This is a genomic window from Salipiger bermudensis (genome assembly GCF_017309175.1).
In the GTDB taxonomy this organism is placed as follows: domain Bacteria; phylum Pseudomonadota; class Alphaproteobacteria; order Rhodobacterales; family Rhodobacteraceae; genus Salipiger; species Salipiger bermudensis.
Map to the genome: position 1 here is coordinate 1 of NZ_JAEKJV010000032.1, position 18,176 is coordinate 18,176.

14 protein-coding genes are annotated in these 18,176 nt (G+C 68.4%); 3 read left to right on the plus strand and 11 right to left on the minus strand.

The genetic code is table 11. From position 1 onward, the window contains the following. Positions 1-424 precede the first annotated feature (424 nt). From JF542_RS23800 to JF542_RS23840, 9 genes are all read right to left on the minus strand, one after another. The gene (locus JF542_RS23800) at positions 425-1,441 is read right to left on the minus strand and encodes a 5-oxoprolinase subunit C family protein (RefSeq protein ID WP_207077664.1); all 1,017 of its coding nucleotides are present in this window, start codon (positions 1,439-1,441) and stop codon (positions 425-427) included. Then, positions 1,438-2,181, minus strand: a complete 744-nt coding sequence (locus tag JF542_RS23805; RefSeq protein ID WP_207077665.1) for a 5-oxoprolinase subunit B family protein — start codon at positions 2,179-2,181, stop codon at positions 1,438-1,440. Before JF542_RS23805 ends, JF542_RS23800 begins: the two co-directional genes overlap by 4 nt. Before the next feature lie 5 nt (positions 2,182-2,186). Next, positions 2,187-3,449: an amidase gene (locus tag JF542_RS23810; RefSeq protein WP_207077666.1), complete on the minus strand. Its 1,263-nt coding sequence runs from the start codon at positions 3,447-3,449 to the stop codon at positions 2,187-2,189. After that, positions 3,446-4,120 (minus strand): DUF2848 domain-containing protein, encoded by a 675-nt coding sequence (locus tag JF542_RS23815; RefSeq protein WP_207077667.1) that lies wholly within the window; start codon positions 4,118-4,120, stop codon positions 3,446-3,448. Before JF542_RS23815 ends, JF542_RS23810 begins: the two co-directional genes overlap by 4 nt. 14 nt (positions 4,121-4,134) lie before the next feature. Next, a complete protein-coding gene (locus tag JF542_RS23820; protein WP_207077668.1) occupies positions 4,135-5,418 on the minus strand; it encodes a TRAP transporter large permease in 1,284 nt (427 codons plus the stop codon). Beyond that, positions 5,415-5,966 carry a TRAP transporter small permease subunit gene (locus tag JF542_RS23825; protein ID WP_007791713.1) on the minus strand — a complete coding sequence of 184 codons (552 nt, stop codon included), beginning with the start codon at positions 5,964-5,966 and terminating at the stop codon, positions 5,415-5,417. The genes JF542_RS23820 and JF542_RS23825 overlap by 4 nt, the downstream gene beginning before the upstream one ends. Before the next feature lie 11 nt (positions 5,967-5,977). Beyond that, complete coding sequence (locus JF542_RS23830) at positions 5,978-7,021, minus strand: TRAP transporter substrate-binding protein (protein WP_207077669.1); 1,044 nt, start codon at positions 7,019-7,021, stop codon at positions 5,978-5,980. 49 nt (positions 7,022-7,070) lie between these two features. Then, positions 7,071-7,886, minus strand: coding sequence for a putative hydro-lyase (locus tag JF542_RS23835; protein ID WP_207077670.1), 816 nt, complete (start codon positions 7,884-7,886; stop codon positions 7,071-7,073). 88 nt (positions 7,887-7,974) lie between these two features. Continuing rightward, positions 7,975-8,856: a LysR family transcriptional regulator gene (locus tag JF542_RS23840; protein WP_007791720.1), complete on the minus strand. Its 882-nt coding sequence runs from the start codon at positions 8,854-8,856 to the stop codon at positions 7,975-7,977. 166 nt (positions 8,857-9,022) lie between these two features. Between JF542_RS23840 and JF542_RS23845 the strand changes: the two genes are divergently transcribed. Beyond that, on the plus strand, positions 9,023-9,169 hold the full coding sequence (locus tag JF542_RS23845; protein WP_007791722.1) for a hypothetical protein: 147 nt from the start codon (positions 9,023-9,025) through the stop codon (positions 9,167-9,169). Between the two features lie 37 nt (positions 9,170-9,206). Here JF542_RS23845 and JF542_RS23850 read toward each other — a convergent pair whose 3' ends face one another. Beyond that, positions 9,207-9,911, minus strand: a complete 705-nt coding sequence (locus JF542_RS23850; RefSeq protein WP_207077671.1) for a heparan-alpha-glucosaminide N-acetyltransferase domain-containing protein — start codon at positions 9,909-9,911, stop codon at positions 9,207-9,209. After that, positions 9,908-11,212: a replication-associated recombination protein A gene (locus JF542_RS23855; protein ID WP_207077672.1), complete on the minus strand. Its 1,305-nt coding sequence runs from the start codon at positions 11,210-11,212 to the stop codon at positions 9,908-9,910. The genes JF542_RS23850 and JF542_RS23855 overlap by 4 nt, the downstream gene beginning before the upstream one ends. A 244-nt stretch (positions 11,213-11,456) precedes the next feature. On the opposite strand from JF542_RS23855, the gene JF542_RS23860 reads away from it, so the two are divergent. Both JF542_RS23860 and JF542_RS23865 read left to right on the plus strand, forming a co-directional pair. After that, positions 11,457-13,190, plus strand: coding sequence for a ShlB/FhaC/HecB family hemolysin secretion/activation protein (locus tag JF542_RS23860; protein WP_207077673.1), 1,734 nt, complete (start codon positions 11,457-11,459; stop codon positions 13,188-13,190). Beyond that, the coding region (locus tag JF542_RS23865) for an MBG domain-containing protein (protein ID WP_207077674.1) at positions 13,141-18,176 on the plus strand (5,036 nt) is incomplete at its 3' end. The genes JF542_RS23860 and JF542_RS23865, both read left to right, overlap by 50 nt.

Consider the following 18,176-nt stretch of genomic DNA (forward strand, 5'->3'; position numbering starts at 1 on the left):
TACCTCTCGAATGTCTTGCCGCCTCGTCTGCGTCAGCTCCGCGTCTCCGCCTCGCTGCCGCCCCGTCTGGCGCCCCGTCGTGCGCCTCAGCGCCGCCGGTGAAGGGGCTTTTACGGATAGCGCCGGGGAGCCGCAAGCACTTTCTGCGAAGAAATCCGATTTTTCTCGATTTTCTTCTCTGCGCCCCTATCCCTGCCTCTGTCAGGGCGGTTTCATCGGACTTCCCCCTCCCCTTTCGGGCGCTGCGCGCACAGAACACCCATGTAATCCAACTTTATGTGCACATGTTTGGGAGACTCACCGCCCCCCTGCCACGCTGACTCGGTCGCAACGCCCCCTGCCCCGGTCCGACTCGTGAAAAGGGCGGGGTCTCGCAGGCCCCGCCCCTTCTTGCTGGTGCTCTTTGCTCATGGGTCGCGGTGGCTCAGCCCCGGTCGAGATCGTCACCGGCGGTGACCCCGCTCACCAGCTGGTAGGAGAGGAGGTCGTGAATCGTGGCCGGATCACGCACCAGCGGTGCGCAGCGCCCGGCCAAATCGCGCAGCTCTGCCTCTTCCGGGCGTGCCACCGCCAGCGCCTCGTCGAGCGACACCCGGCGTGGACGCAGGATTGCCCCCGGTGCCGCCTGCGCCACGATCGGCAGATCGGCGGGGAGCACTGTGCCGATGCGGGGGTAGCCGCCGACGGTCTGGCACTCGGCCATCAGCACGTAGGGCACCCCGTCGCCGGTCATCTGGAGATCGCCCGGGCCGATCAGGTCCGAGGCCAGCCCCTTGGCGTGATCGGTCGTGAAGCGCGCCTCGGCCGCGAGTTGCACGCCCTGCCGGTTGCCGCGCGGGCCACGGGTAAAGGCGGTGGCGTAGAAAGCCTCGAGCACGTCAGCATCGAAGAGCGCCGTGTGCGGCCCGTCGACCACCCGGATGGTGCCGCCGTCGAAGCGGCTTTCAGGGGCGAGCCCGTGGGCCGGGCGCTCGGGCGCGGGATCATCACCGCAGGGAAGCGCATCCCCGGCCGCGAGCGGGGTGCCGATGCCAATGCTCAGATGGGTGGCGCGGCTTTCGAGCCAGGGCTCGGAGGTGATCCCCCCGGCGGCGGTGAGGTAACCGTAAACGCCCGAGCGCGCGCCGCCAATCTGCAGAAGCTGGCCGGGCTGCAGCAGATGCGTGGCGTTCCAGCGCAGCGCCTCACCGTCGAGTGTCGCGCTCATCGGCGCACCGGTCAGGGCAATGCGGGTCGGGGCATCGACGGAGAACTGCCCTCCGGCGCCAGCCATCTCGATCGCCGCAAGCGGTGCGCGGGCGCCAAGCAGCGCGGCGGCCTCGAGCAGCGCGCGCCGGTCCATGGCGCCGCCACGGGAGAGCCCCTGCGCCAGATGGCCGGGGCGGCCCATGTCCTGCACGGTAAGGATGCCGTCGGCGCGTTTGACGGTGAGCGCGGTCATCGCAGCACCTCCAGCTGGGCGCCGCCCATGCGGTCGTTGTCCTCGGAAAGGCGCGCGATCTCGTCGGCGGAAGCTTTCGCAAAGCGGATGGCGTCACCGCCCCGCAGTGGCATCGGTTCGGCGCGCTCCGGCACGAAGGTGCGGAAGGAGGCGCGGCCGACCTGTTGCCAGCCTGTGGCCGACTCGGCGCCGAAGAGCACGAACTGGCGCACTGCCACCACCAGCGCACCCGCCGGGACCGACGGATTGAGCTCGGACATGCGCGGCAGGTTCCAGTGCTCGGGCATCAGGCCGATATAGGGCTGGCCGGGGGCGAAGCCGATGGTGAGCACGCGCAGGTCGGCGGCGCAGATCTCATCCACCGCCTGTGTCTCGGTCAGGCCCGCCGCCTTCGCGGCCTGTGCCAGTTGTGGCCCCTCCTCGCCGCCAAAGGCGACGGGGACGGTCCAGCGGCGGGTGGGCGCGGGCAGATCGAGCGGGCCGGAGACGATCTCGTCCGCGATGCCTTTGAGATGCGTTTGCAGCGCGGCCCGATCCACGGAGGGCTCGAACCGTACCAGCACCGAGACCAGCGCGGCGGCGATCTCGACAACGCCTTCGCGCGTGGCCTCTTCGAGGCGGGTGGCAAAGCGCCGGGCCGCGGTCATCGCCGCGGGCTCCGGGGTGAGCGCGAAGCGCACGAGGTAGCCGTCGAGACCAACGGGCAGCACCTCCGGGTCGAGGGCGCGCGTGTCGGTCATGACGCTCACGCGGTAAGCCGCTCGGCGATGGCGAAGAGCGCGGCATCCGCGCCTTTCACCCCGACCAGCATGGTCATGGAGAACGCGGGCGTCAGCCCCGGCGTCGGCATCGCGAGTGCACAGCCATCGACAAGGTTCACCAAAGACGTGTTGCGCAGCATCTCCATGTTGAGCCGGTCGAACTCGGCCTCGACCTCGGCGATGCTCGGCGGCAGGCGCATGAGTGTCGGTGCGACCAGCGCGTCCAGTCCTTCCATCGCGGCGTTGAACTGCGCCACGATGGCGGCGCGCTTGTCATAGGCCGCTGCGATCTCGGCGTCCGAGAGGGTCTCGGCGAAGCGGATGCGCGACAGCACGCGCGGGTCGCCGACCTCTTCGAGCCGATCGATATCATCGGCGTAGATCCGGTGCGCCTCGACCGAGACGATGATCTTGTTGAGACCGACAGCGGCCCCGATGGCGGACATGTCGACCGGCACCAACTCGTGGCCCATCTCCATGAGCCGCGCCTTCTCGGCCTCGAAAAGCGCCGCCACCTCCGACGAGAGCCCGTCGGTGAAGGCACCGGCAGGAATCGCAAGGCGCAGCGTGTCGGGGGCCGAGGCCGAGAGCCCCTGCCCCGCCATGACCTCGGCCAACGCGCGGGTCAGCGGCAGGCTCTCGGCCATGGGGCCGGGCACATCATATGTGGGGGCGAGCGGATGCACGCCGGAATCGTCGATCAGCCCCTGGCTCGGCTTGAAGCCCCAGATGCCGTTGGCTGCGGCTGGGATGCGCAGCGAGCCGCCGGTGTCGGTGCCGATGGCCGCATCCGTGAGCCCCAGCCCGACGCAGACCGCCGCGCCCGAGCTCGAGCCGCCGGGCATGCCGCCCTGCACCATAGCCGAGGAGGGTGTGCCGTGGTGCGGATTGAGGCCAACGCCGGAATAGGCGAATTCCGACATCGAGCTGCGCCCGAACATCAGCGCACCGGCCTGCTTCAGCTTGGCCACCGAGGCGCAGTCGTGCGTGGCCGGTTCGCGTTCGGCCAGCAGGCGCGAGCCCGCGCCCGTGACCTCGCCCGCCTCGTCATAGAGATCCTTGACCGAGACCAGCGTTCCGAAGAGCGGCAGATCCTCGCCCGCGTCCTTGCGCACCTGCAGCGCCTGCGCCTCGGCACGGATGCGCTCGGGCGAGAAGGCGGTGAAGATGGCGCGGCGCTCGGCCTGAGGCAGCGCCTGCGCGCGGGCGATGGCCGCGTCGACCTTGCTCAGGAATTCCGTGCTCATGCGACCTCCGGCAGGGTGCGGGTCTCGTATTCATGGGTGATGCTGCGGCCGGTCTTGGGGTCGCGCATCTGCATCCGGAACTTCGCCGCCGGGCGCACGCCGCCCTTGGCGCCGAAGGTGCCGCAGAGCATGGCCACGGGGCCGTCCTTTGCGAGCTCGGACAGGCGGCTTCCCGCGATCAGTTCGGTCAGCGGGCGGATCGAGGCGATGGTGCCCGACTGGTACGGCACCCAGTCGCCACCCTCTTCGATCCAGCTTTCCAGCTCGATCTCTTCCACACGGTCGGCGACCTCGTCCCACTCCCAGAGCTCCAGCGCACAGGGCTTGGCGCAGACCTGCTTGGACATCGCCACCGAATGCGCCTCGAGCGCGCGGTCGGTGTGGTCCGAGGCAAGGCCGAGGTAGCGCTTGCCCTCGGCCTCGACGATCAGCGGCTCGACCTCGCCGGACGACGCCCCGCCCACCGCCTCGATCAGCGGCGCGTCGGTCAACAGCGGTGCCGACACCCTGTAGTAAAGGGGCGTGTCCGAGGGGGCGGGCACGCCCAGCTCCGCCAGCTCGGCGATGTGGTGGGCGATGGCGTCGGCGTCGCGCCCGGTCCAGCCAGCGACGATCAGGTGCGTCAGGTCAAGCGGCAGCGGCGCGCCGTTGACGCGGAACGAAAGGGTCATCTTGTGAACTCCTGTCAGAGGATGGAGGGCAGCCAGAGCGCGAGGCCCGGCACCGCGATCAGCAGCGCGACCATGCAGAGCATGACCAGCACGAAGGGAATGACCCCGAGGATCACCTCGTTCATCGAGCCCTTGGCGCGGGCGCTTTGCACCACGAAGAGGTTGAGGCCCACCGGCGGGGTGATCAGCGCCATCTCGATCAGCACGATCATCAGCACGCCGAACCAGACCTTGTCATAGCCCAGCCCCGCGATGATCGGCACGATGATCGGGATGGTGGCGACCATCAGCGACAGCGTCTCGATGAAGAAGCCGAGGATGAGGTAGAGCAGCACCACCAGCAGCAGCGTGCCCAGCGGCGACAGGCCGGTGTTCTCGAGCAGCTCGGTCAGCGCCCGACCCAGCCCCGCCGAGGTCATGGCGAAGTTGAGGAAATAGGCGCCGGCAATCACCAGCATGATCATCGCCGAGATCCGGATCGTGCCGTGCAGCGCCTCGGCGATGGTGGCAAGCCCCAGCCCGTTGCCGAGCGTGATGGCGATCAACGCCGCGATCACCACGCCGATTGCGGCGGATTCGGTGGGTGTCGCCCAGCCGGCGTAGATCGAACCGATGACCACCACGAAAAGGATGATGATCGGCACCAGTTGCACGAGGCTGCGCAGACGCTCGCCCCAGGTAAAGCTGCGCGAGGGGCCGCCGAGCGCGGGGCGTGCCTTGCAGATCAGCGCGGTGACGACGACGAAGGCCAGCGCCATCAGGATGCCGGGCACGAGACCGGCCGAGAACAGCTGCGGGATCGAGGTCTCGGTGAGAAAGCCGTAGACGATCAGGTTGATCGAGGGCGGGATCAGGATGCCCAGCGTGCCGCCGGCGGCGATGGCGCCCGAGAACAGCTTGGGATCGTATTTCAGCTTTTCCGCTTGCGGCATGGCGACGGTGGCCACGGTGGCGGCGGTCGCGACCGACGAGCCCGACGTGGCCGAGAACATCGTCGCGGTGGCGATGTTGGCATGGATCAGCCCGCCGGGCAGCCAGCTCAGCCATTTGTCGAGCGCGGCATAGGTGCGCGCGGCAACGCCGCCGCGGACGAGGATCTCGCCCAGCAGCACGAAGAGCGGCACGGCGATCAGCGTCGAGGAGGAGGAGGACGACCACACGACCTGCCCCAGCCCGCGCAGCAGCGGGAAGGCGGAATAGAACTCGCCCACCCCGATGCCGAGGATGAAGAGCACGATCCCCACCGGGATCGACAGGGCCATGAGCCCGAGAAGAGAGGCGGCAACCGTCCAGATCATTGGTCAAGCTCCGAGCCGAGGCCGATGGTGTTGGCCAGTTGTGCCCGCTTGCCGCGCGCGAAATAGGCGATGCCGATGAGGCTCAGCGCTGTGGCGCTCAGGGCGAACCACGCCCAGCCCGCGAACCAGATGCCCTGCGGGATCCAGAGCGGTGTCTCGAGCGGGGTGTTGGCCCGCGAGCCGCGCTCGATGGTCTTCTGCAGCACCGGCCAGCACTGGTAGGCGATCAGCAGCACCACGCCGTTGGTGACGATCATCGCGAAGATGTCCATCAGCCCCTGCCCAGTGTCATTGAGCTTCTGCCGGATCAGGTCGATGCGCACATGGGCGCGGTCGAGCAGCGCACAGGACAGGCCCCAGCTTGCCACCGCGGCCATGACGTAGCCCGAGATCTCGTCGGAGCCGCCAAGCGAGCCCCAGCCGGTCTTGCGCCCGATCACGTCGATCAGGACGAACAGGACGGTGCCCACCAGCGCCACGCCGAGAACCAGCGCCACGAGGCGGTTGGCGCGCCGCAGCGCGCCTTCCAGTGTTTCGATGCGGCTCACGCTGGCGCCCCTTATTCCGAAACCGGAACGGTCACGCCGACGGTGGCGCCGACGGTGTCGTTCCAGCGGGTTGCCCACTCGGCACCGGCGCGCTCGGCCCATTCGGGCAGCACTTCGGTCTCGAGCGCTTCACGCGCGGTGGCCATGTCTTCCTCGGAGGCCTCGACCAGAGTCATGGAGGCCGACTCGCCCGAGGTGCATTCGCCCTGCCCGGTCAGGCACGCGATGTCGTTCTCGAGACCGCCCTGCGCCGCGGCCCAGGCCTTGTCCGCCAGACCTTCGGTCACAGCGGCCTTCAGGCTCTCCTGGTCTTCGGCCGATAGGCCGTCAAAGGCATCGCCGTTCATCGCGATGACGACCGGATCCCAGCCGCCCAGCGGCAGCGTCAGCAGGTGGTCGGAGACTTCCCACCAGCCGGCGGAGTAGCCCGAGCCGGCACCGGTCACGGCGCAGTCGATCACCCCGCGCTGCAGCGAGCCCGGCACTTCCGAAAAGGCGATGTTGATGCCCTCGGCGCCCAGCGCCTCGAGCAGCTTGGTGGTCATGCGCCCCGAGCCGCGCACCTTCTTGCCCTCGAGATCCGCAAGGGAGCCGATCTCGCCCTTGCAGAACACGATCTGCGGCGGGTAAGGCGCGATGCCCAGCACTTCCGAGTTGAAACGGTCACGCATGATATCGTCGACCATCGGGCGGGCCGCCTCGACCATCGCCTGCGCCTCGTCGGCGGTGGTGGCTACGAGCGGCACGTCGAGCCCCTCGAGCTCGGGCGCGTCGCCCACGGTGTAGTCGGCCACGGTCTGGCCGACATGGAAAACGCCGTCGCCCAGCATGCGGTAGACGTCTGCGCCCGCGATGCCCATCTGATCGAAGCTGGTCAGCTGCGCGGTGAAGGCGCCGCCGGTCATCTCCGAGAGTTCCTCGGTCCAGAACGGGGTGGTGAACTGCTTGTAGAGCGGCAGGCTGGACCAGCTGCCGACAACGGCAAGCTCTTCCTGTGCGAGCGCAGGACCGGCCAGCAGCGCGGCGGTCATTGCGGTCATCATGGTCTTTTTCATGGGGAGTCTCCTGTTGGTGTTGGTCTTTTTCGTCTGACCGTGAAGTGCCTCAGGCCGGGTGAACCCCGGTGAGGCGGCGTTCTGCGTGGCTCGACGGGATGTCGGTGACCAGCATGTGACCCGGCGCGTGGGTGATCGCGAGGGCGGGTTTCGCGGTGGTGATCGCCGCCTGAGGCGTCACCCCGCAGGCCCAGAACACGGGGATATCGCCGGGACGGATATCGGGCGCATCGCCGTAATCGGGCGTGTGAATGTCCTCGATGCCGATCTGGGCCGGATCACCGATATGGACCGGCGCGCCATGCGCCAGCGGAAACCGCCCGCAGATCGAGATCGCCTCGATGGCGTCGGCGGCGGGCATCGCCCGCAGGCTGACGACCAGCGGCCCAGAGAACCGGCCGGCGGGCCGGGTCGCGAGGTTGGTGCGATACATCGGCACGTTGCGTCCGGCGTCCTGATGGCGGACCGGAATGCCCGCCCGGGTCAGCGCATCCTCGAAGCTGAACGAGCAGCCCAGCCCGAAGGACACCATGTCGTCGGTCCAGAGGTCTGCGATGTCGGTGGGCTCGGCCACCAGTTCGCCATCGCGCCACACCCGGTAGCGCGGCACGTCGTGGCGCAGGTCGATATCGCCCAGGCTCGGCAGCGACGGATCGCCCGGCTCTCCCACCGCCAGCAGCGGACAGGGGCGCGGGTTGGCCTGACAGAAGCGCAGGAACTCCTGCGCGTCCTCTCCCCGCAGCATCACGAGGTTGGCCTGCAGCGCCTCGCCGCCATGCCCGGCGGTGGGCCCGGTGAAACGGCCCTCGCGGATGCGGGCACGCAATTCCTTGGGAGACGAGATGGCGCGGATTTGATCGGTCATGGCAATTCTCCAGTTCCCCAGAGCATTCCGCAGAGTGACCGATTAGATCAATAGTTCGATTTCAATCACAACTGATCTTCTCAGCAGATCAGTCGCACCCAGCCTCGACCGCCGCCCGCGTCACCTCGCGACCGATTTCTTCATTTCTTTCAGGATCATGGCAGATCACGAACTCGAGCCGCGGCAGGTTCGCCTCGGGCAGAACATCGATCTCCTGCAGCATGGTCTGCGGCCAGGCCTCGACGATGTCATGCGGAATCGTCCCGATGCCGAATCCCTGCTGCACGAGGTTCACCATCGTCGCGAGCGAGGCGGAACCGTGCACGGTCGCCGGCTTGCGCCGGCCCGCGGTCATCACCTCGAGCACCTGCCGGTGCGGGATCGTCGTCTTCGGGAAGGAGACGATGGGCAGCGCCGCAAGGTCGTCGATCCCCGCGGGGCTCGGCAGGGTGAAATGCTCTGGCGAGACGAACCAGCCCATGCGCACCGGCGGCAGCGGCGTCAGCGCGATGCCGCGCGGCGCCTGGTCGCGCAGCATGATCACCACGTCGAGCGCATCGTCGCGCAGCGCCTGGCCCATCTGTTCCGAGGTATCGACCGAGATTTCGAACCGCAGCATCGGGTGACGGGCGCGCAGGGTGGTCAACATGCGCGGCAGCAGCGTGTGGGTCATGGTCTCGGCCACGCCAAGGCGCACAACGCCGGCCATCACCCCCTGCGTCAGCTCCTCGAGGATGCGGTCGCGCTGCGCGATCAGCATCTCGGCCTCGTCGCAGAGCCGGCGCCCGGTGGCGCTGAGCCGCACGCCGCGCCCGGCGCGCTCGAAGATGGTGATGCCCATGCGATCCTCGAGATGGCGAATGCGGCGCGAGATCGCCGACTGCGCCAATCCGGTGGCATCCGCCGCCGCGCGAAACCCGCCGTGGCGCACCACGGATCGGATGATCTCGATATCCTTGAAGCCGAACATGGCTGGCAGCTAAGGCCCCGCGCGCCCGGGTCTGTCAAGCGCTCCGGGCAGGCAAGAGGCGAAGAAAACCATCGCATTGGCGCTCGCACAGGCGTAGACTTGGCACAGCGACCCCGAAGCTGTGGCGCGCGAGGCTCGGAGCCGCCCAAGTGGAGGAGACGAAGCCATGAAACCCCTTGCCATGATACTGGCGCTTGCCGCCCTTTTCGCCCTCGGCGCCTGCGAAGGTCACGACAGCTATCCGCTGTCCGGCGAACCCTGCGCGCCCGACGATCCAGTGCAGGAGCTCGAGGCGCGCGACTGCGTGATCTGAGGCTACCGCTCTTCCCGGCTCAGCCGCTCTTCCCGGCTCAACCGAGGCGCGTTGCGAGCCAGATCACCCCAAGCAGCACCGGCTGGTGCACGAGATAGACCGACAGGCTATGCCGGCTGATCCATGTGAGCGCCGCCGGCAGGTGCAGCGCGGGCAGCGCGCGAAGATCCACCGCGCGGGCCAGCGCCATGCCGAAAAGGAACGGCGCGAGCCACGGCACCAGCGGCAGGAAATCCAGCGACGGTCGAACGGTGCTGCTCAGCCCGGTCCATGCCAGCCACACACTATCGAAGAGCGCCCGCCCGATCGTCAGGTGCAGCGCTGCGACAGCGGCGCCCGTCAGCGCCATCCCCCATGCGGGCAGGCGCAGGACCGCGAGGCCGATCAGGCTCGCGGCGGCGATGCTGTGCAGGATGCCGAAATAGACGAAGCGCTGCGGGAAGGCGGCGTAGGTCGCAAGGCTCACGAGACCCGCCGCCCCGACGATCATCAGGAAGCGTCGCCGCCACGCGCCCCAGCGCAGACCCGCGCCATGGGCCAGCACCAGGCTCATCCCCGACAGGAACACGAAACTGCCCGCCACAAGCCGGGCGAACAGCGCCCAGCCGCCGCTCATCGTCAGGCCGTGTGGCACAAGGCCGAATATCTCGAGATCTCGGGCGAAGTGGAAGACAACCATGCCCGCCAGCGCCGCCACCCGCGCCAGATCGATCCAGCCGACCCGGCCCGCGGCGCGGCTCACGAAAACGTCCCCGGAACCTTCCTGCCCGTCACGGACTCCCAGAACTGGTCGGCGCGGGCCTCGAAGGTGGCGCCGCCGCGGGCGTCGCTCTGATAGAGGCTGCCGGGTTTCAGCCCTGGAACGTACTCCTGCTCGACCCAGCCGCGCGGATCGTCATGCGGGAATTGGTAGCCCACGTGCCCGAGCTTGGCCGCCCCGGCATAATGCGCATCGCGCAGGTGCTTCGGCACCAGTGCCGGGGCCCCCTGCTCGACCGCCGCCAGCGCCGCGCCGATGCCCCGGCAGGCCGAGTTCGACTTGGGCGCGCGCGCCACGTGCAGCGCCGCGTGGGCAAGGATGATACGGGCCTCCGGGTAGCCGATCTTCTCGACCGCCGTGGCGGCGGCGACCGCGGTCTGCAGCGCGGTGTTGTCGGCCAGCCCGACATCCTCGGAGGCGTGGATCATGATGCGCCGCGCGATATAGCGCGGGTCCTCTCCGGCGTGGATCATCCGCGCCAACCAGTAGAGCGTCGCGTCCGGGTCCGAGCCGCGCATGGATTTCACGAAGGCAGAGACCACGTCGTAATGCTGATCCCCCGAACGGTCATGGTTGATCGCCGCCGAGGCGTAGGCCTCTTCGAGCATCGCCTCGGTGATCTCGATGCGCCCGCCCGGGTGGCCCACGGCGAGGCTCTCGAGCGTGGTCAGCGCCCGGCGCGCATCACCGCCAGACCGCCCTGCCACCAGCCGCACCTGCTCGGGCGTCATCTCGACATCCAGACCGGTGCTGTGAAGGTGATCGATGCCGCGCCGCACCACCTGCTCCATATCCTCGAGACTCATCGGCTCGAGCTTGAGAATCGTCGAGCGCGACACCAGCGCCGGCGGCAGCGCGTGATAGGGGTTGCCAGTGGTGGCGCCGACGAAATCCGCCGTGCCCTCCTCGCAGATCGACAGCAGGTCATCGGCCTGCGTGGCCGAGAAGCGGTGCACCTCGTCAACGAAGATCAGCAGCGGGCGGATGCGCGCCTCGTCGGCGATCTTGCGCAACTCCTTCACCCCGTCGCGGGTGGCGTGCAACGGGCGGAACTCCTTGCCCAGCATCGTGCCCACGGCGCGGGCGATGGTGGTCTTGCCGATGCCCGGCGGGCCGTAGAGGATCAGGCTGCCCAACGCGCCTGCCTTGATCCGGCGTCGCAGGATCGAACCCTCGGCGGTGATCGCCGGCTGGCCGATGACATCGTCGAGGGTTTCGGGCCGCAGCGCGGCGGCGAGCGGCACATGTCCCTCGCGGGGGGCGGCATCGAACAGGTCGGTCATCGAATCCTCGGTCCTTGCGGTCGGCGGGTCGGCAGCACCGGCCCAGAGCCAGACATACGCAAGGCGGGCGGCAAGGAGAAGGCTTGACGCCAACGCAGCCCTGCGATGCCAACGCCGCGCGCCACGGCGATCAACCGCGGATTGCACCAATCTTCGCCTACCGACCAAGAATGTTTAGACATTCCGCTGACCTTGGGTAAGGTTAATCCCATTGATTTGTCCATTTTGGAGGAGCAGCGCCGCCATGTCCGGAGGAGACCAGGTGACGTCGACGCGCACGCCGACCGTGCGAACCGCCCTGTCGGTGCTGACTGCGGGTGCGCTTTGCCTGCCCGCCGCAGCCCCTGCCCAGACCGCAAGTCAGGTCACTCCCGAAAGCTTCCAGCCACAGCTGCAGAACCTGCAAGGCTCGGTTGTGTTCTCCGGTGCCACCGGCACGCAGGCGCCTCCCGGGGCCGAGCAGATCGGCATCACCCTCTCGGGCGTGTCGCTCGATGGCGGCCTGCCGCAGATGGCCGAGGCCAATACCGCGCTCGAACGCCGCCTGACCGGCGGGCGCATCCCGGTGTCGGAGATCTTCGAGGCCACCGCCGATCTCGAGGCCGCCTATGCGCAGGCGGGCTATGTGCTGGCCCGCGTGGTGCTGCCGCAGCAGAGCCTGCGCGATGGCGGCGTGCTTTCGGTCGGCGTGATCAACGGCTTCGTCGAGGCGGTGGACACATCGCAGGTGCCGCCCGAGGTGCGTCCGCGCATCGAGGCGCTGACCGCGCCGCTCGTCGACCGCCCCGGCGTGACCCTGACCGAGCTCGAGCGGCAGCTCCTGCTCTCGGGTGACGTGGCGGGCGTGGCGCTCGGATCGGCGCTGACCACCGGCCAGCAGCCCGGCGGCACGGTGATCGCGCTCGACCCTGAATTCCAGAAGGTCACCGGTTTCACGGGATTCGACAATTTCGCCCCCGACGATCTGGGCGGGTTCACCCTCAACGCCGGTGTCGAGTTCAACAGCCCGCTCAAGTTCGGCGAGACGATCTATGGCCGGGTTTCGGCGACGCCGGACCAGGTGTTTTCGGCCGATCCGACCTATCGTATCCTCGCCGCCGGCGTGGTGGTGCCGCTGGGCAGCTCGGGGCTCGCGCTCAACTACGAGTACACCAGCGCCGACACCACGCCCGATACTGACGACATCCCCACCCGCTCGGATTTCGACCGCCACTCGCTGCGCCTGATCTATCCGTGGATCCGCTCGCGCCAGCTCAACCTCACGACGCAGATGATGCTCGACCATGCGATCGACCGGCAGGAACTGATCGACGGCGGCATCGAGATCTACGAAGACCGGCTGACCGTGCTGCGCGCCGGGGTCAACGTGACCTACACCCACGAGGACGGCGCCTTCTCCGAGGCCGCGCTGCTGCTGTCGCAGGGACTCGACACGCTCGGGGCCCGCACCGAGAGCGACGCCAGCGGCGACACGCCGCTGTCGCGGGCCGATGCCGATGCCACCTTCACCAAGCTCAGCGGCTCGGTCACGCATCGTCGGGCGCTTGGTGAGGATGTTTCACTCAGCCTGATCGGGCGCTTCCAGACCTCGTTCGGGGAGCCCCTGCTGACCTCCGAACAATTCAGCATCGCCGGGGCCGGAGAGCTGTCGACCTTCGATGCCGGCGGCCTGCGCGGCGACAGCGGCTGGGTCGTCCGCACCGAGCTGTCGCGTCCGACCAATGTCCAGTTCCAGAACACCCCGCTCGTCGTGAGCCCGTATATTTTCGCGGGCATCGGAGCGGTACGGATCGAGAACCCGACCGCGCTCGAAGACTCCTTCGAGCAGGCCCGCGCCTATGGTCTCGGGCTCGACCTGTTCTCGCAACCGGCATCACGATTTCGAGCAAGCTCTTTGAGACTAGAATTTGGCAAGGGAGAACGGGATCATGGCCCGGACGACACACGCTTCAGCCTGTCGGGGAACTTCCGCTTCTGAGAACAAGACCCGCCTGAAGGCGCGGCTGCTCTGCAGCACGCTGATCCTGATCGCGCCGGCAATTGCGGCCGCCGATCAGCTGCCGACCGGCGCCAGCGTGGCGGCCGGCGATGTCAGCATCGCCACGCCCGGCGCCCAGTCGATGACCATCACCCAAGGCTCGGACCGGGCGGTGGTGAACTGGAACAGCTTCTCCATCGGTGCGGGCGCCTCGGTGGATATCCGCCAGCCCTCGTCATCGAGCGCCATCCTCAACCGCGTCACCGGCAGCGCCGACAGCCGCATCCATGGCCGTCTCACCGCCAACGGGCAGGTGCATCTGGTCAATCCCAACGGCATCTTCATCGGCAAGAGTGGCCGGGTCGAGACCGGCGGTGGCTTCGTGGCCTCGACGCTCGACGTGATGGATGGCGATTTCATGCAGGGCCGCCTGCGCTATGGCGGCAACGGTCGCTCGGCAAAGGTCACCAACAGGGGCGCGATCACCGTGGGCCGCGGCGGCTATGCGGCGCTGATCGGCGGACGGGTCGACAATGCTGGCACCGTGGTGGTGCCACTCGGCAAGATCGGCCTTGCCGCGGGCGAGCTGGTGACGCTCGACGTCTCGGGCGACGGTTTCCTGCAGGTCGCCCTGCCCTCCGAGGATGACGGCAATCCCGACGCACTGATCACCAACTCGGGCCGGGTCTCGGCGGATGGCGGGCTGATCGAGATGAAGGCCGCCACCGCGCGCAACGCCGCGCGCAACGCCATCAACCTCTCGGGCGTGGCCGAGGCGCGCTCGGTCTCGGTGCGCAACGGCGCCGTGGTGCTGGGCGGCGGCGGAGGCGGCACGGTCCGGGTGAGCGGCCGTGTCACCACCCGCACGCCGCGGATCAGCGCCGAGGCGGTCGCCAGCTCGCTGCGCCCGCAGCAGCGCCCCACCGGCGGACGCATCGACATCACCGGCGCGCAGATCGCGCTCGCCGGGGCCGAGATCGACGCCAGCGGCGATGGCGGCGGCGGGCTGATCCGCATCGGAGGCGATTTCGCCGGCGCAGGCATGTTCGCCCGTGCCGACACCGTCACCGTCGATGCCAGCACCGAGATCCGCGTCGACGCGCTCGGCCAGGGCGATGGTGGGCGCGCGGTGATCTGGTCGGACCTCGCGACCGAGTTTTCGGGACGCATCAGCGCCCGTGGCGGCGCGCATGGCGGCAATGGCGGCTTCGTGGAAGTCTCGAGCGCCCGCGCGTTGTCCTATTCCGGCCTCACCGATCTGCGCGCGCCCGCGGGCAACTTCGGCACGCTTCTGCTTGATCCTGACGACATTCTCGTGCCCGGCACGATCTCGGAGGCAGATGTCGAGACCGCCCTGTCGCTCGGCAACCTCACGCTCGACACCAGCGAACTGTGCTGTGGCAGCGATCCGGGCGACATCACCATTCGCGCCGATATCGACTGGACCACCGGCACCACCTTCGAGCTTGTCGCCGACCGCAACATCGACATTCTCGGCGCCATCAACGGCAACGCCGATCCCGCCGCGGCCTTCGTGCTGAACGCCACCGGCACCGTCACGCTCGCCGCCACCAGCGCTATCAACGTTTCGAACCTCAGCATCGCCGCCGATACCGTCAGCGCCAGCGGCAGCGTCATCGAGACCGGTTCGGGCGGCAGCATCGTGGTGCGCGATTTCAACATGAGCTCGGGCACGTGGCGGCAGCCGGGTCCGGCGCTGTCAGCCTTCGCCGTCACCGACTTCCAGCTTGGCTCCGGCGCCAGCTTCCTGCGCATCGCGGGGGGCAGCGGCACCGTCGCCGCGCCCTACATCCTGACCGATGCCTACGGTCTGCAAGGCATGGATTCCTTCGACCTGCTCGACAGCGATTTCGCCCTCGGCAACGACATCGACGCCACATCGACCAGCGGTTGGGGCGCCTTCGGCGAGGGCGCGCTGGGGTTCAACCCGATCGGCAATTCCGAGGTCGGCTTCTCGGCCTCGCTCGAGGGCAACGGCTTCACCATCGACGGGCTCTCCATCAACCGGTTCTCCGACGCCGGCCTGTTCTTCTCCACGGAAGCGACCGCGTCGATCTCGGATCTGGCACTGACCAATGTCGACATCACCGGCGACAACACCGGCGGGCTCATCGCCAGCAACGCAGGCTCCGTCTCGGATGTCGACGTGACCGGAGACGTGACCGGCTTCGCCCAGGATTTCGGAGAAGGCACCGCCGGGGGCGATGTCGGCGGCCTCGCCGCGATCAATACCGGCACCATCACCGACTCGTCCTTCACCGGCACGGTCGATGGCACAGGCTCCGGACTGCGGATCTTTGCCGGCGGGCTGGTGGGATCGAACAGCGGCGCCATCTCCGGCTCCAGCTCGGGCGGCTCGGTCTCGGCCAGCGCCGACACCGTCGGGCTTGTCGGCGGCTTTGCCGGGATCAACATCGGCACGATCTCGGACAGCAGCTCCTCGGCCAGCAACACGCTCTCTGTGACCACCGTCACCGACGAGGTCGGGGCCCAGATCGGCGGCTTCGCGGCGGCCAACGCCGGCACGATCTCCGGCTCGGAAGCGACCGGCGACGTCTCCGCCTTCGTCGGCGACTTCGACCCCGAAGAGTTCGAAACCACCGGCAGCCTGATCTCGATCACCCCCGGCGATACCGAGCTGAACGCCGGCGGCTTCGTCGGCTACAACCTGACCAGCGAGGGCCTTCCGGGCACCATCACCACGTCGCGATCCGAGAATTCCGTATACGTTCAGGGCGGTTACGGCGATACCTTCGTGGGCGACGTCGCCGTGGGCGGGTTTGCAGGGCGCAACGAGGGAAGCATCAGCGATGCCCGCGCCGACAGCGATGTAAGCGTGCTGCTGACCGAGGACCTCGCCTCCGACGTGGCCGATCTCGCTCTCACCGTTCGGGGGCTCGGCGGCGGCTTTGCCGGCGTCAATGCAGGCAGCCTGTCCGAGACCGGCGCGACGGGAACCGTCGCGGTCGAGGAGTACCACGCCGTCCAGCAGCTCTTTGCAGGCGGGCACACCGGCGGCAACGAAGCCGGGCTGATCTCGGACAGCTACGCGCAGGGGCCGGTGAGCATCACCTTCAACAACTCTGCCGGCACCGGCATCATCGGCGGCTTCGTCGGGCGCACCTTCGGCGGCAGCCTGTCGCGCGTCTACGCCTCGGGGCCCGTCACCCCGCCCCCCGTCGGGACGATCCTGTCCGGCGGTCTGATCGGAGAGAACTTCTCCTTCGATCCCGATATCGTCGCCACGCCGATCACCGCTGCCTACTGGGACACCGAGACCACCGGCCAGGGCACAAGCGACGGCGGCACCGGCCTTGCCACGGCGGCCTTCCGGGACACCGCAGGCTTCTTCGCGCTGGCTGGTGCGGCGGGCTGGGATTTCGACACCGTCTGGGCCCCCGGCGACACCGGCTTCCACCCGGCGATCTACAGCATCGACCAGGTGGTCTTCGCACGCCCCGACCCGGTCACCCTGCAATATGGCGAGACCCCGACCGCAAGCACCACCGGCAGCGTCGCCGGTGGCCCCTCGGTCTACGTCTTCCCGCCGTCGGGCGACACGCTCGACAGCGCGCCGCTCTTCGCCGACCTCGTCTTCCCGTCGGACGACGTCGGGACCGGCACCTTCACTCTCACGACCACGTCCCTCACCAGTACGCTGGGCGAGAGCTACCGCGTGGTCGATCTTCCCGGCAGCTACTCGATCACGCCCGCCCCGCTCACCATCACCGCGGACGACCAGGTCAAGACCTATGGCGAGGCCTTCACCTTCGCCGGCACCGAGGTCACCACCTCCGGGCTGCTGTTCAGCGACAGTGTCGACAGCGTCGATCTCGCCAGCCTCGGCGCGGCGGACACCGCCACCGTCGATGGATCGCCCTACGCCATCACCGCAAGCAATGCCTCGGGCTCCGGCCTGACGAACTACACCATCGCCTATGTCGATGGCGCGATGACGGTGGATCCGGCGGCGCTCACCATCACCGCGGACGACCAGGTCAAGACCTACGGCGAGGCCTTCACCTTCGCCGGGACCGAGGTCACCACCTCCGGGCTGCTGTTCGAGGACAGTGTCGACAGCGTCGATCTCGCCAGCCTCGGCGCGGCGGACACCGCCACCGTCGACGGATCGCCCTACGCCATCACCGCAAGCAACGCGTCCGGCTCGGGCCTGACGAACTACACCATCGCCTATGTCGATGGCGCCATGACCGTCGATCCGGCGGCGCTCACCATCACCGCGGACGACCAGGTCAAGACCTATGGCGAGGCCTTCACCTTCGCCGGCACCGAGGTCACCACCTCCGGGCTGCTGTTCAGCGACAGCGTCGACAGCGTCGATCTCGCCAGCCTCGGCGCGGCGGACACCGCCACCGTCGACGGATCGCCCTACGCCATCACCGCAAGCAATGCCTCGGGCTCCGGCCTGACGAACTACACCATCGCCTATGTCGACGGCGCGATGACGGTGGACCCGGCGGCGCTCACCATCACCGCGGACGACCAGGTCAAGACCTATGGCGAGAGTTTCGCCTTCGCCGGCACCGAGGTCACCACCTCCGGGCTGCTGTTCAGCGACAGCGTCGACAGCGTCGATCTCGCCAGCCTCGGCGCGGCGGACACCGCCACCGTCGACGGATCGCCCTACGCCATCACCGCAAGCAACGCGTCCGGCTCGGGCCTGACGAACTACACCATCGCCTATGTCGATGGCGCCATGACCGTCGATCCGGCGGCGCTCACCATCACCGCGGACGACCAGGTCAAGACCTATGGCGAGGCCTTCACCTTCGCCGGGACCGCGGTCACCACCTCCGGGCTGCTGTTCGAGGACAGTGTCGACAGCGTCGATCTCGCCAGCCTCGGCGCGGCGGACACCGCCACCGTCGACGGATCGCCCTACGCCATCACCGCAAGCAACGCGTCCGGCTCGGGCCTGACGAACTACACCATCGCCTATGTCGA

What these genes read in the sequence shown, in the direction of transcription:
- JF542_RS23855 (WP_207077672.1), bottom strand. Translation starts at nt 11,212, where the DNA reads ATGACCGACCTGTTCGATGCCGCCCCCCGCGAGGGACATGTGCCGCTC.
- JF542_RS23800 (WP_207077664.1), bottom strand. Translation starts at nt 1,441, where the DNA reads ATGACCGCGCTCACCGTCAAACGCGCCGACGGCATCCTTACCGTGCAG.
- JF542_RS23815 (WP_207077667.1), bottom strand. Translation starts at nt 4,120, where the DNA reads ATGACCCTTTCGTTCCGCGTCAACGGCGCGCCGCTGCCGCTTGACCTG.
- JF542_RS23840 (WP_007791720.1), bottom strand. Translation starts at nt 8,856, where the DNA reads ATGTTCGGCTTCAAGGATATCGAGATCATCCGATCCGTGGTGCGCCAC.
- JF542_RS23835 (WP_207077670.1), bottom strand. Translation starts at nt 7,886, where the DNA reads ATGACCGATCAAATCCGCGCCATCTCGTCTCCCAAGGAATTGCGTGCC.
- JF542_RS23860 (WP_207077673.1), top strand. Translation starts at nt 11,457, where the DNA reads ATGTCCGGAGGAGACCAGGTGACGTCGACGCGCACGCCGACCGTGCGA.
- JF542_RS23820 (WP_207077668.1), bottom strand. Translation starts at nt 5,418, where the DNA reads ATGATCTGGACGGTTGCCGCCTCTCTTCTCGGGCTCATGGCCCTGTCG.
- JF542_RS23845 (WP_007791722.1), top strand. Translation starts at nt 9,023, where the DNA reads ATGAAACCCCTTGCCATGATACTGGCGCTTGCCGCCCTTTTCGCCCTC.
- JF542_RS23805 (WP_207077665.1), bottom strand. Translation starts at nt 2,181, where the DNA reads ATGACCGACACGCGCGCCCTCGACCCGGAGGTGCTGCCCGTTGGTCTC.
- JF542_RS23830 (WP_207077669.1), bottom strand. Translation starts at nt 7,021, where the DNA reads ATGAAAAAGACCATGATGACCGCAATGACCGCCGCGCTGCTGGCCGGT.
- JF542_RS23810 (WP_207077666.1), bottom strand. Translation starts at nt 3,449, where the DNA reads ATGAGCACGGAATTCCTGAGCAAGGTCGACGCGGCCATCGCCCGCGCG.